8 protein-coding genes are annotated in these 12,943 nt (G+C 72.7%); 5 read left to right on the forward strand and 3 right to left on the reverse strand.

What is annotated here, in order from left to right; translation table 11 throughout:
* The first annotated feature begins 23 nt into the window (after positions 1-23).
* Entirely contained in the window at positions 24-1,292 is a 1,269-nt protein-coding gene (locus tag A6A08_RS23575) for an ROK family transcriptional regulator (protein ID WP_073704820.1), read from the forward strand.
* Positions 1,293-1,298: 6 nt separating this feature from the next.
* Here the strand turns inward: A6A08_RS23575 and A6A08_RS23580 are convergent, their stop codons facing one another.
* Positions 1,299-4,130: a glycoside hydrolase family 3 protein gene (locus A6A08_RS23580; RefSeq protein WP_073704821.1), complete on the reverse strand. Its 2,832-nt coding sequence runs from the start codon at positions 4,128-4,130 to the stop codon at positions 1,299-1,301.
* Positions 4,131-4,327: 197 nt separating this feature from the next.
* Here A6A08_RS23580 and A6A08_RS23585 point away from each other — a divergent pair, with 197 nt between their 5' ends.
* From A6A08_RS23585 to A6A08_RS23595, 3 genes are read left to right on the forward strand one after another with little or no spacing between them, the layout of a single operon-like run.
* Entirely contained in the window at positions 4,328-5,992 is a 1,665-nt protein-coding gene (locus A6A08_RS23585; RefSeq protein ID WP_073704822.1) for an extracellular solute-binding protein, read from the forward strand.
* Positions 5,985-7,022, forward strand: coding sequence for a sugar ABC transporter permease (locus A6A08_RS23590; protein ID WP_073704823.1), 1,038 nt, complete (start codon positions 5,985-5,987; stop codon positions 7,020-7,022). The genes A6A08_RS23585 and A6A08_RS23590 overlap by 8 nt, the downstream gene beginning before the upstream one ends.
* Entirely contained in the window at positions 7,019-7,930 is a 912-nt protein-coding gene (locus A6A08_RS23595) for a carbohydrate ABC transporter permease (RefSeq protein WP_073704824.1), read from the forward strand. Before A6A08_RS23590 ends, A6A08_RS23595 begins: the two co-directional genes overlap by 4 nt.
* Before the next feature lie 322 nt (positions 7,931-8,252).
* On the opposite strand, the gene A6A08_RS27765 is transcribed toward A6A08_RS23595, so the two are convergent.
* A complete protein-coding gene (locus tag A6A08_RS27765; protein ID WP_073704825.1) occupies positions 8,253-8,726 on the reverse strand; it encodes a MarR family winged helix-turn-helix transcriptional regulator in 474 nt (157 codons plus the stop codon).
* A 70-nt stretch (positions 8,727-8,796) separates the two neighbouring features.
* Between A6A08_RS27765 and A6A08_RS23610 the strand changes: the two genes are divergently transcribed.
* Positions 8,797-10,062 carry a multidrug effflux MFS transporter gene (locus A6A08_RS23610; protein WP_083609247.1) on the forward strand — a complete coding sequence of 422 codons (1,266 nt, stop codon included), beginning with the start codon at positions 8,797-8,799 and terminating at the stop codon, positions 10,060-10,062.
* Between the two features lie 83 nt (positions 10,063-10,145).
* Here the strand turns inward: A6A08_RS23610 and A6A08_RS23615 are convergent, their stop codons facing one another.
* Entirely contained in the window at positions 10,146-12,881 is a 2,736-nt protein-coding gene (locus A6A08_RS23615; protein ID WP_073704826.1) for a cellulose binding domain-containing protein, read from the reverse strand.
* Positions 12,882-12,943 lie beyond the last annotated feature (62 nt).

The raw sequence follows: 12,943 nt of genomic DNA on the forward strand, positions 1-12,943 counted from the left end.
TCGGGCGAGGCGAGGGGGACCAGGTGACGGTCGGTTCGGGAACGGTGAGTTTCCAGAGGGTTCGCGAGACGAACCTGGGGGTCGTGCTGCGCACGGTCCGCGAACTGTCCCCCTGCTCGCGGGCGGCGGTCGCCTCGGCCACCGGGTTGAACAAGACCACGGTGTCCAGCCTGGTCGCCGACCTCATGGCACGCGGGCTGGTCCGTGAGACGGGGCGCAACTCCCGGCAGCGGGTGGGCCGCCCCGGGGTGCTGCTGGCCCTGGACGACTCCTCGATCGCGGCGGTCGGCCTGGAGGTCAACGTGGACTACCTGTCGGTGGTCGCCGTGGACCTGCTCCAGCGCGAGCTGGTCAGCCGCCACGTCCCCTTCGACGCCCGCTCGGCCGGCGCGAGGGAGTGCGCGCGGCACATCGCGCGCACCCTGAGCGCGATGGCGGCGGACCCGGAGCTGAGCGGGCGCACCGTGGTGGGGGTGAGCGTGGCCGTCCCGGCGCTGATCGACGACGGGACGGTGACGCACGCGCCCAACCTCGGCTGGCGCGACGTGCCGCTGCGCGACCTGCTGTCGGAACTGCTGTGTGAGGCCGGGATGGCGGACGTCCCGGTGCGTGTGGACAACGACGCGAACCTGGGCGCGGTGGCCGAGTACCGGGTGGGATCGTTCGCGGGCACGTCCGACCTGGTGTACCTCACCGGCGAGGTGGGGATCGGCGCCGGGCTGCTGGTCGGCGGAGAACCGCTGCGCGGCTCCAGCGGGTTCGCGGGCGAGGTGGGCCACCTGTCGCTGGTCCCGGACGGGCCGGAGTGCGCGTGCGGGCGGCGGGGGTGCCTGGAGGCGCTGGCCGGGATCGGGACGATCCTGCGCGGGGCCGTCCCCGACCGGGTCCCGGACCGCCCGCTCTCGGGCGAGGACATCGCCCGGCTGGTGGAGGCGGCGGTGGAGCGCGCCCGCGACGGCGACGGGACGGCCGTGGGCGCGCTGGAACGGGCGGGCACGTGGCTGGGCCGGGGCCTGGCCATGCTCATCAACGTCACCAACCCGGGCCTGGTGGTGCTGGGCGGCTACTTCGTGCCCATGGGGCCGTGGCTGCTGCCGAACTGCCGGGCGGAGGCGGTGGCGAGCTCGTTCGCTCCGGAGGCCGGCGGCTGCCGTGTGGAGCTGTCGTCGCTGGGGCTGAGCGCGGCGGCCCGGGGCGGGGCCACCGCGATGATCCACTCGCTCGACGCGGGGCTGCTGCCCCTGCCCGGGCCCCGGACCCCGGCCGTCCCCACCGCCCCGGACCCCGCCTGAACCCCCTCAGCCGCGGGTGAACCCCAGGGTCGCGACGGCCGCTCCCGGCCGGTCGAAGACCAGGTAGAGGTCGCGGATCCCCCGGGCTTCGGTGACGGCCGCACCGGCCTCGGTGAAGTCGTAGCCGTCCTTGCCCGCCGGGACGTCGACGACGGCGGCGGTCGGCCCCTCCTCGGGGTCGTCCAGGCGCAGCCGGAGCGTGCAGGCGTGCTCGGCGTTGACCTCCAGACGGCACCCGGTGACCCCGTCGCCGAGGTCGACGTCGCGGAAGGCCGCCCACGCGCCCTCCCCGCGTGAGCGCACGGCGTCGCCGCGTTCGGGGGTGAGCGGGCACAGCGAGGTGTTCCGGGCGTCGTCGTAGCCCGCCGCCGACCACGGGGTGAGCGCGTCGCGGGGCGGGATGGCCTCACCCGGCACGTCCAGGGAGGCGGTGGCGCGGATGTCGGTCGCCGAGCGCCCGACGAGCACCTCGCGCGGTGCCTCCTCCACCACGAAGCGGTCCCGGGTGGTGTCCCACAGGGCGAGCCGGTCCACGTCGAAGGACACCGCGGCCACGGCGCTGCCCCCGGGCTCCACGCGCACCCGGGCGAACCCGCGCAGCGCCCGCAGCGGGGTCCGCACCCGCGAGGCCAGCTGGCGGGTGTACACCTGCACCACCTCCTCGGCGGTCCGCGTCCCGGTGTTGGCGACCATGACCGTGACGGTGACCCGTCCGTCCTCCACCCCGACCACCGGCGCCGCGTACTCGACACGCGTGTAGCCGAGGCCGTGCCCGAACGGGTAGAGGGGCTCCCCCTCGAAGTACAGGTAGGTGCCGCGCGCGCCGATGATGTCGTAGTCGAGCATCCCGGGCAGGTCGTCGGCGGACCGGTACCAGGTCTGGGTCAGCCGTCCGGCGGGTTCGGCGTCGCCGAACAGCACGTCGGCGAGCGCGTGCCCGTACTCCTGGCCTCCGTGCGCCGACCACAGGATCGCCGGAACGTGCTCGTCGGCCCACGTGATCCCGAACGGGTAGCCGCTGCTGAGCACCAGGACGGTGGCCGGGTTGGCCCCGCGCACGGCGCGCAGCACGCGTTCCTGCGCGGCGGGCAGGTCCAGGTCGGTCCGGTCCTCGGTCTCGCGCCCGTTGACCATGGGGTGGTCGCCCAGGACGACCACCGCGGCGTCGGCGGTGGCGGCCACCCGCGCGGCCTCCTCGGCACCGGTGCCCAGTCCGCGGATCCCGAGGGGCACGGCGCGGTCGGCCTCCTCGGCCAGCACGAGCGTGGCGCCGTCGGAGCCGACGCCGACGCGGCGCCCGGTGTGGATCTGCACCAGGGCGAACCGCTCCGGCTCCACCTCCTCCAGGCGGAAGGTCTGCCGCACCTCCCAGGTGCCGGGGCCGGGTGCGGTGCAGGCCAGGGTGCCGTCCGGGCCCTCGTCGAGGTACCCGCCCGTGGCCGTCGAACGCAGCACGAGGGCCCCGCCTCCCCAGTCCAGGAGGTCGAACGCGCTCCCCTCGGCGTCGTGGACCGCTCCCTCCAGCCGCAGCGGCTCCCCCTCGCCCGGTTCGACGACCACGCGTCGACCGGACGAGCTCAGGTGCACGCGGTCGGCCCCCTCGCAGAACACGGTCTCGACGCGTTCGGCGATCCCGGCCCGCGCGGTCACGGAGTAGGGCAGCGTGCCGCTGTACCAGTCCTCCAGCACGGTGTCGCCGAGCTGGCCGATGACGGCGATCCGGCGCGCGCCGCGCAGCGGCAGCGCCCCCTCGTTGCGCAGCAGCACGAACGCGCGGGTGGCCGCCTCACGGGCCAGCGCGCGGTGCTCGGGGGTGTCGACGGCGCCCTCGTCCGCGGCGCCGACCGGGCCGTCACCGGCCAGCAGGTCCCCACCGCCGGGCTCGGGGTCGAACTCGCCCAGCCGGAGGCGGATCGACAGCGCGCGGCGTGCGGCGCGGTCGATGTCGGCCTCGGTGAGCAGTCCCCGCCGCAGCGCCTCGCCCAGGTGCCCGAGGGTGGCCTCGGGGCGGTCGTCGTCCTGGGTGAAGCTGTCGAGCCCGGCCCGGACGGCGTGCGCGTAGGCGGTGGGAAGGTCGGGGTGGAAGCGCTGCATCTCGGTGAGGTTGGCGGGGGCGTAGGCGTCGCTGACCACCAGGATGTGGTCGGGGGCGGTCCGGCGCAGCACGTCGCCGATCAGCGGGCTCAGGTGCGCGGGACGTCCGTTGACCAGGTTGTAGGAGGGCATGACGGCCACGGCCGCCCCGTCTGCCAGGGCGGGCAGGAAGGCCTCCAGCTCGTACTCGCGCAGGACGCGCGGCGGCAGGTCGCTGGAGGTGGTGCAGCGGTCCTCCTCGTTGTTGTAGGCGAGGAAGTGCTTGAGGGTGGGCGCGGTGCGCAGGCGCGGGCCCTCGCCCGCCAGGCCGCGGGCGTGGGCGGTGGCCAGGAGGCCGGTCAGCCAGGGGTCCTCGGAGTAGCCCTCCTCGTTGCGGCCCCACCGGGGATCGCGCAGCGGGTTGACCACGGGCGCCCAGACGTTGCGCCCGGCCCCCGCGTCCTGCCGGGCGAGCACCTCGTCGGCGGTGGCCCGGCCGACGCGGCGGACCAGGTCCGGGTCCCAGGTGCTGGCCAGGCCGACGGCCTGCGGGTAGACGGTGGCCGGACCGAGCCAGGCCAGTCCGTGCAGGGCCTCGGTCCCCGTCCGGAAGGGCCCGAGGCCGAGGCGTTCGACGGGGGCCTGGTGCTGGTGGAGCAGGCCGAGCTTCTCCTCGGTGGTGAGGCGTCCGAGCAGGTCGTCCAGGCGCTGCTCGTCCGGCAGGTCGGGGTTCCGGTGGGGCGGTACTGGCGTCTGGCTGGTCATGGGGGGTGTCCGCCTCTCGTGCACGGGGGTATTGTCCTTTGAAATCGAACCGCTTCGACTTCGATACCGGAGGGCCTTGTGTGCTACTTCACAGTGGAGTAATTTGTTTGTCTAAACGGCCAACTAATTCATAGCAAAATGGCCCTTCGTTTCCTACCCCCCTGGGCTGCGGCCTGGCCTACCGAAGGAACGACGCTATGCCTTCCCACCCCCTGCGTCCGGCGATACGCCGGCGCCGCTTCCTCGGCCTGGTGGGCGCCTCCACCACCGCCGCGCTCACCGCGGGCGCCCTCTCCGGCTGCGGGGCGGGCCCGAACGGCGGCGGCGGTGGCGGATCCGCCTCCGACGCCGGCTCGCTGGACGAGCTGATCCCCACCCACATCCCGTTCGACGGGGTCGCCCCCGACATCGAGGGGCAGCACGGTGCACCCGACGGGTTCACCGCCTACCCCGAGGACTTCGTCCGGGCCGTACCCGAGCCCCCCGGCAGGGGCGGGCGGTACACGGCGATGACGCCCCTGTGGGGTCCGATCCCGCCCGGCCTGGGCAACAACTCCTTCTTCGACCACGTCAACGGACGCCTCGGCGCCACGGTCGAGTTCAACTTCCAGGACGGCAACACGGTCATCGACAAGATGAACGCGGTGATCGCCGGGCGCGACGTCGCCGACATCACGATGATCCCCGACTGGACCATCAACCTGATCCCGCAGTTCAACCGGGCCGTCGGCGAGCTCTTCGAGGACCTGACCCCCCACCTGGCCGGCGACGCGGCACAGGCCTACCCCCTGCTCGCCAACCTGGAGAGCGACGCCTGGCGGTGGAACGTCTTCAACCAGCGGCTCCACGGGGTGCCCTGGCCCTCCGAGCCCTTCGGCAACTGGGTCCTGTACCGGCGCGACCTCATGGACGAGTACGGCCTCGAGCCGCCCGCCAGCCCCGACGACCTCTTCGCGATCGGCGAGGAGGTCAACGACCCCGACAACAACCGCTGGGCGTTCGGCGACTTCAACCTCAGCATGCGCCAGATCTTCGGAGCCCCCAAGCAGTGGCGCTACGAGGGTGGCGAGCTCATCCACATGTTCGAGACCGACGAGTGGAGGGCCAGCGTCGAGTACATGCGCAAGGTGTTCGACGCCGGGCTGGTCCACCCCGACATCGTCGCCCAGGGCGACAACGCCAAGGAGCTGCTCAACTCCGGGCAGATCGTCTTCAACCAGGACGGCATCGGCGCCTGGCACGAGGCCTACATGCAGATGCTCGGCGACAACCCCGACTTCCGACTGGACCTGATGCCGGTCTTCGGCAACGGCGGCAACGACCCCGTCATGCACCGCAGCGACCCCTCCGGCCAGTCCGTGTTCGTGCGCAAGGGCATGGAGCCGGAACAGGTCGAGGAGATCCTCGGCATCCTCAACTTCTGCGCCGCGCCGTTCGGGACCCAGGAGTACATGGACTACCGCTACGGCGAGGAGGGCGTCCACCACGAGCTCAACGCCGACGGCGCCCCGCAGCTCACCGAGAAGGGCAACGCGGAGGTCAACGACGGCTACTACTTCCTGAGCGGGCGCCCCCCGGCGGTCACCGAGAGCCAGTACCCGGACTTCGTGCAGTGGAAGTGCGACTGGTACAACCACGCCGCGCAGTTCACCGAGGAGGACCCGTTCGCGGGCATCCGCATCCAGCGCCCCGAGCGCTTCTCCGCCGCCGAGACCCCCATGACCGACAGGGTGGAGGACATCATCCGGGGCCGCGAGGACCTCGGGGCACTGGACGAGGCCGTCGCGAACTGGCGCCGCGACGGCGGTGACGAGGGCCGGGAGTTCTACATGAAGGTCCTCCAGGAGCACGGACGTGACTGAGCGGACCGCGACCACGAGCAAGACGCCGCCTCCGTCCCCCGCGCCCCGTCGGCGCGGCGGCCGGGGGCGGCCCCCGGTCGTCCCCGACCACCGGGGCGGGCGGCCCTCGGTGCGTTCGGGGCCCTCACTCCCCGCCAGGCTGCGCCGCGACTGGCAGCTGCTGCTGATGACGCTCCCGGCGATCGGGCTCCTGGCGGTGTTCCACTACACGCCGACCCTCGGCAACATCATCGCCTTCCAGGAGTACAACCCCTGGGACGGTGTGCTGGGCAGCCCGTGGGTGGGGCTGGCCCAGTTCGAGCGGCTGTTCACCGACCCCCGCTTCTGGAGCGCGGTCGGCAACACCCTGACGATCGCCGCCGTCCAGCTGGTGTTCTTCTTCCCCATCCCCATCGCCCTGGCCATCCTGCTGGACAGCGTCCTCTCCCCGAGGATGCGGCTGGTGCTCCAGAGCATCGTGTACATGCCGCACTTCTTCTCGTGGGTCCTGGTCGTGACCCTGTTCCAGCAGATCCTGGGCGGCGCCGGACTGTTCTCGCAGATGCTCCGGCAGAACGGGCACGCACCGCTGGAGATCATGACCGACCCGGACGCGTTCCTGTTCGTGGTCACCTCCCAGATGATCTGGAAGGACGCCGGGTGGGGGACGATCATCTTCCTCGCGGCGCTGGCGGCCGTGAACCAGAACCTCTACGAGTCCGCCGCCGTGGACGGCGCCGGGCGGTGGCGGCGCATGTGGCACATCACCCTGCCCGGCCTGCGGCCGGTGATCATCCTGCTGCTCATCCTCAAGCTCGGCGACATCCTCAACGTCGGCTTCGAGCAGTTCTACCTGCAGCGGGACGCGTTCGGATCGAACGTGTCGGAGGTCCTGGACACCTTCATCTACCACCAGACCCTGGTGACGGGGAACTTCAGCGCGGGAGCGGTCGCGGGCCTGGTCAAGGGCGTGGTCGGACTGATCCTCATCCTGCTGGCCAACAAGCTGGCCCACAAGATGGGCGAACACGGAATCTACCGACGAGCATGAGCACACTGTTCAAGGACCGCCCCGTCTGGGCGGAGCGCCCGAGCCTTCCCGCACGCGCGGCGAAGAGCACCACACTGGCCGCCATCGCGGTGGTCATCGTCTTCCCCCTCTACGTCGTGATCCTGACCAGCCTCTCCCCCGCCGCGGCGGTGAACAGCGCGGGCGGCCTGGTGCTGGTCCCGCAGGGGATCTCCTTCCAGGCCTACGCCGACCTGTTCGGCGGGGGCGTGGTGACCCGGGCCGTCCTGGTCAGCCTGGGGGTCACCGCGGTGGGCACGCTGGTCAGCCTGGTGGCGACCGTCCTGGCCGCGTACGGGCTGTCCCAGCCGGGATCGCTGTGGCACCGACCGCTGCTGTTCGCGGTGCTGCTGACCTTCCTGTTCGCGCCCGGGATGATCCCGCTGTACCTGCTGGTCAGCGACCTCGGGATGATCGACAGCTACTGGTCGCTGATCCTGCCCACGGCGGTGAACGCGTTCAACCTGGTGGTGATGCGGGCGTTCTTCATGAACCTGCCCCAGGAGATCGGCGACAGCGCCCGCGTGGACGGGGCGAGCGAGTGGACCATCCTGACCCGGCTGGTCCTGCCCATGTCCAAGGGGGTCACCGCGGTCGTCGGCCTGTTCTACGCGGTGGGCTACTGGAACGCCTTCTTCAACGCCATCCTCTACATCAACGACAACGCCAAGTGGCCGCTGCAGCTGGTGCTGCGCCAGTACGTGCAGCAGGGCCAGCAGCTCAGTTCGAGCTCGGTGATCGGCAACGCGGTGCAGGGAACCGCGTCGGCGCCCAACCTGGCCATCCAGATGGCCATCGTGGTGGTGGCGCTGGTACCGGTCACCTTCGTCTACCCGCTGGTGCAGAAGCACTTCACCAAGGGCGTCATCATCGGCGCCGTCAAGGGTTGACCGCCCGCTCCGACGGAACGGGACCGCCCTCCCGAACGCGGGCCGGGAGGGCGGTCCGGCGCGCGGCCCCGGTCGTGGGGCACAGGACCGGTCAGAAACCCCGTTCGTAAATGTCCCTGCGGTCTCCGACCGCGATCACCCGGACCCACACGACCGGTTGCCCGTCATCGCCCTTGTCCAGGGTGTAGACGGCACGGTGGTCGCCGACGCGGAGTCGCCGACGGCCCTGATGGCCTGTGAGGGACCTGATGCCGAAGCCGCTGGTGTCGCCGGCGTCGAGTGCCTGCCGGAGTCCGGACAGACGGCGCAGGATCCCGACCGTTCAGGATGGGTCCGGCCGGCCGTCCGCTCCGTTCGAGCGCAGTGCGCGCGCGAGGCCGTCGAGCAGGTCCGCGGCGTCCGCGATCCGTTCACGGCGTCCCCCCGCCACCGAGGCCAGCCGCCGCGCCCACAGCGCGCGCAGGCGGCGCATGTTCTCGTCCGCCCGCTCCGTGGGGTGGAGCCGGATCACGCGCGCGTCGGCGCCGTCGGGCTCGCGGTGGACCAGCTCCTGCTCCTGCAGTACGCGCAGGGCCGCGCTCAGGTTGCTGCGCTGCAGGCCGAGCGCCTCGGCCACGGCGGCGGGCCGGGCCCCGGGGTGCTGGTGCAGGTAGCGCAGCACCGTCACCTGGGTGCCGGTGAGGCGCACGATCCCGGGGTCGTCGTCGCGGCGGGGCCTGAGCTCCCGGGCCAGGTGCTGGACGGCGTGGGCCAGGTCGGCCAGCAGCTCGTCGTGATCGTCGTCATCTGGTGTCACCCGTCCAGTGTATTTATTATGTATGGATAGTTATTTATTCATAATCACTATCGCAGACGAGGAGACCCGTATGAGCGACACCGCGCAGCGCCCCCGCAAGGGGCCGCCCGCCGCACCCGTTGCCGGGGACCAGGTCGGGACCGGCCTGCTGCTGGTCCTGGGCCTGCTCGCCGCGGTGGCGCCCCTGGCCATGGACCTGTACCTGCCGGCCTTCCCCGCCATGGCCGGGGAACTGTCCGTCGGCACCACCGCGGTCCAGGCGACGCTGACCGCGTTCCTCGTCGGCCTGACCGCGGGCCACCTGCTCTTCGGCCCCCTCTCGGACCGCCTCGGGCGGCGGCGGCCCCTCGTCGCGGGCGCCGCCCTGTGCGTGGCGGCGGGCGCGGTGGCCGCCCTCGCCCCCACGGCGGAGGTCCTGGTCGCGGCCCGCCTCCTGCAGGGGCTGGGCGGTGCCGCCGGCATGGTCATCGGCCGCGCGGTCGTCTCCGACCTGGTCCGCGGGCGGGCCGCGGCGCGCGCCTTCAGCCTGATGATGATCGTGGGCGGTGTGGCGCCGGTCGTGGCCCCCGTGCTCGGCGGCCTCCTCCTGGAGCCGCTGGGCTGGCGGGGCCTGCTGGCCATCGTGCTCGCCCTGTCCGCGGTGATGCTGCTCGCCGTGCTCGTGGCCGTACCCGAGTCCAGGCCGCCCGAGCTCCGGCGGCCCGTCCGCTCGCGTCCGGACGCGGGGCGCTCCGCGCCCTCCGGGCTGCGCTCGCGCACCTTCCTGGGACACGGGCTCGCGTTCGGCTCCGCCTTCGCCGTCATGATGGCCTACATCTCGGCCTCACCGTTCGTGTACCAGGTGATGATGGGCCTGGACGCGACGCTGTACGGGGTGGTGTTCGGCGCCAACGCGCTGGCGCTGTCGGTCGTCAGCGCCCTGTCGGCCCGCCTGTCCTCCTCCTACCCGGTGCGCGGACTGCTGGGCACGGGCCTGGCCGTGTGCCTGGGCGGCTGCGTCGGCACCGGGCTGCTCGTGGTCACCGGAGCGCCCGTCGGCTGGCTGGCCCTGACCCTGTTCGTGTCGGTGGCGAGCATCGGCCTGGTGCTGGGCAACGCCACGGCCCTGGCCCTGGCCGCCGTGCCGCGCGCCGCGGGAAGCGGGTCGGCGCTGGTCGGCGCCCTGCAGTTCGGCCTGGCCGCCGCGGTCTCGCCGCTGGTGGGCCTGGGAGGAGAGCACACCGCCGGACCGATGGCCGGGGTCATGCTGGCCGCGGCCGTCCTCGCGGTCGGCTCGTTCCTCCTGGCGGACGAGGGGGAGGGCGGGGGCCGCCCGGCGGCGGACCCCGCACCGTAGGAGGCGCCTCGTCCCGTCCGACCGCTCCCCGACGCGGAAGGGGCCGGGAACCGCGTGGTCCCCGGCCCCGCCGTGTCAGGGCGTCAGTCGCAGGCCCGACCGTTCAGGGTGAGTCCGGTCGGCTCCGCGGGCTCGCCGTCGACGACGCCGTTGAAGCCGATCCGCACCGAGTCGCCCGGGGCGATCCGGGCGTTCCACCCGGAGTCGGTGACCCGCACGGACGCGCCGTCCTGCGTGTGGGAGCCGTTCCAGAGGCTGGTGACCTCCTCGCCGGCCGTGAACTCCCAGCCGACCTCCCAGCCGTCGAGGTCCTCCGTGCCGGTGTTGGTGACCGTCACCCCGGCCTGGAACCCTCCGGTCCACGTGTTGTGGACGCCGTACTCGACGCCGCAGTCGCCCGGTTCGGGCTCCGGGTCCGGGGAGGGTGAGGGCTCGGGGTCCCCGCTCGGCTCCTCCGTCGGGTCCGGTGACGGGTCGGGGTCGGGCCCGCCGCCGTCCACCAGGTCGCCGTAGACGATGCCGCGCCCGTTGGTACCGACGTAGACCCGGCCGTAGACGTTCGGGTCGCCGGTGACGACCGCTCCCGTCCAGCCCCACTGGTGCTGGTCGTCGTTGATCCGCACCCAGCTCCGGCCCGCGTCGTCGGAGCGGAAGATCCCGCGCACGCCGTCGATCTTCGAGCTGGTGTAGACCGCCGGGTAGTCGGCGCCCGGCGCGGGCGCGCCGAAGCCGACCGCGTCGCCCTCGTCCACGGCCCCGATCCGCTCGAAGGTGGCCCCGGCGTCCGTGGACCGCCACATGCCGTAGTGGTCACCGGTGCCTCCGGCGACCCACACGTCTCCGGTGTGGCCGGGCACCGCGCCGAAGCGGATGTTGCCCTCGGCCGGGAGCCCGTCGAAGCCCGCCGTGAAGGTGGCCCCGCCGTCGGTGCTGGTGTAGAACGTGCCTCCGGAGACCGCGTAGAACACGTCCGGGTCCACCCGGTCGGCCTCCACCCGCGCGCCGTCGGGAACACCGGTGGAGGCGGTCCACGAGGAACCCGTGGTGGTGGAGACGTGGACGCCGGTGCCCTCGGGGCTCCACACGACGGACGAGCCGTCGGCGCCCACCGCGACCGTTCCGCCGCCGCTCACCCCGGCGGGCTCCTGTCCGGCCCACCAGCTGTCGCCGCCGTCGGTGGACAGGCCGATGGCGGCCTCCTCGTCGCTGCCGCCGACCCGTGCGATGGTCGCCGGCGCCAGCTCGGCGAAGTCCAGGCTGCTCCCGTGGCCCCAGTAGGGCTGCTGGTACATCCGGTCGGGGACGGTGTCCAGGTCCTGGTGGGTGAAGCCGCCGACGTCCAGCAGCGCCGAGTGCAGGGGTGCGCCCTCGGGCGGGCTGATCAGGTCGTTGACCGCCGTCTCCTCCAGGCCCTGCACCTTGACCTCGATGTCGAAGGTGGTGTCCGCGTCCCAGTTGGTGAGGTTGTCGCTGCCGTAGATGGTGGCGCCCGTGCCGTACATGAAGCGGTCGGAGTCGAACGGGTCGATCGCCATCGCCTGGGTCATCCAGCCGAGCTTGGGCTGGGTCTCGGGGGGTGTCCCGCCGCCGCCGAAGTCCAGCCAGGGCGCGGCGGAGATGTCCATCTCGTAGCGCTTGGCGCGCTCGGGGTAGGAGCTGTACTCCCACGCCTGGGTCCAGGTCTCGCCGCGGTCGGTGCTGCGGTAGATCTGGATGTCGGGCCACCAGGAGATCTGGGTGGCGACCATCAGGGTGTCCGGGTTCTGCCGGTCGATGGTCAGGCCGCCGTAGCCGAAGTAGTTGTCCTCGGAACCGGAGGGGACGGGGCTGATGTTGGTCCACTCCCCCGTCGCCAGGTCCATGCGCCACACGTCGCCGGAGTCGCCGTCGTAGGGGCCGGGGGTGCTGGTGGTGGCCACGTAGAGCTGGCCGCCCTCGTGGTCCACGACCGAGTGCGCGGGCAGGTGGCCGGTGGGCGCGTCCGGGACGGGCTCCCAGGTCCGGCCGCCGTCCTGGCTGCGGTAGACCGGGTTCTCCAGGTCGGCGACGCCGACGTAGACGTCCTGCGTGGCCGAGCCCTCCCCGCCGGTGCGGGGGTCGAAGTCCACCCAGGTCACGCCGGTGATGTCGGACATCATGCCGGTCTCGTCGGCCGGGTCCTGGACGTAGTCGCCGGGGTTGGGGAAGGCCTCCACCTCGGACCAGGTGGCGCCGTGGTCGGTGCTGCGCCACAGGCCGTGGCCGCCGCGCGCGCCGAAGTAGACGACGCTGTTGTCGTTCGGGTCGACGGCCAGGCGCTCCCCGAGGCCGCGGCCGGGCATGTTGCCGCCGAGCTTGAAGGGCAGCTCGGCGACGTCCCAGGTCTCGCCCCGGTCGTCGGAGCGCAGGATGGCCCCGTTGTTGGGGTCCCAGTCGTTGGTGTAGGTGCCCACGGCCGCGTACACGCGATCGGGGTCGACGGGGTCGGTGGCGATGCTGACGACGCCCGTGTAGCCCCAGTCGTCCCAGCCGACCCAGTCCAGCAGGGGGATCCAGCGCTCGGTGCCGGGGTTCCAGCGGTAGGCGCCGCCGATGTCGGTGCGGGCGTAGGCGAGGTCGGGCTCGGTCTCGTTGAAGACGATGCCGGGGACGAAGCCGCCACCGTTGATCCGGACGTTGTCCCACTCGTAGGCGCTCTGCGCGGCCGACGGCTCGGCGGGTGCGGCGCCGGCCGTGGCCGTGAGGGCGACGGTGGAGGCGGCCAGCGCCGTGGTGGCCGCGAGGACGAGCGCGGACCACCTCCGCCCGCGTCTGGAGGGCCGTTGTCGTTCGGGAGGCATGTGCGGGCTCCTTGGGGGAATCGGGGGGGTACGCCCGCCCCGGGAAATCCGGTTCCCGGGGC

Origin of the sequence: Nocardiopsis sp. TSRI0078 (genome assembly GCF_001905145.1) — a bacterium.
Taxonomy (GTDB): domain Bacteria; phylum Actinomycetota; class Actinomycetes; order Streptosporangiales; family Streptosporangiaceae; genus Nocardiopsis.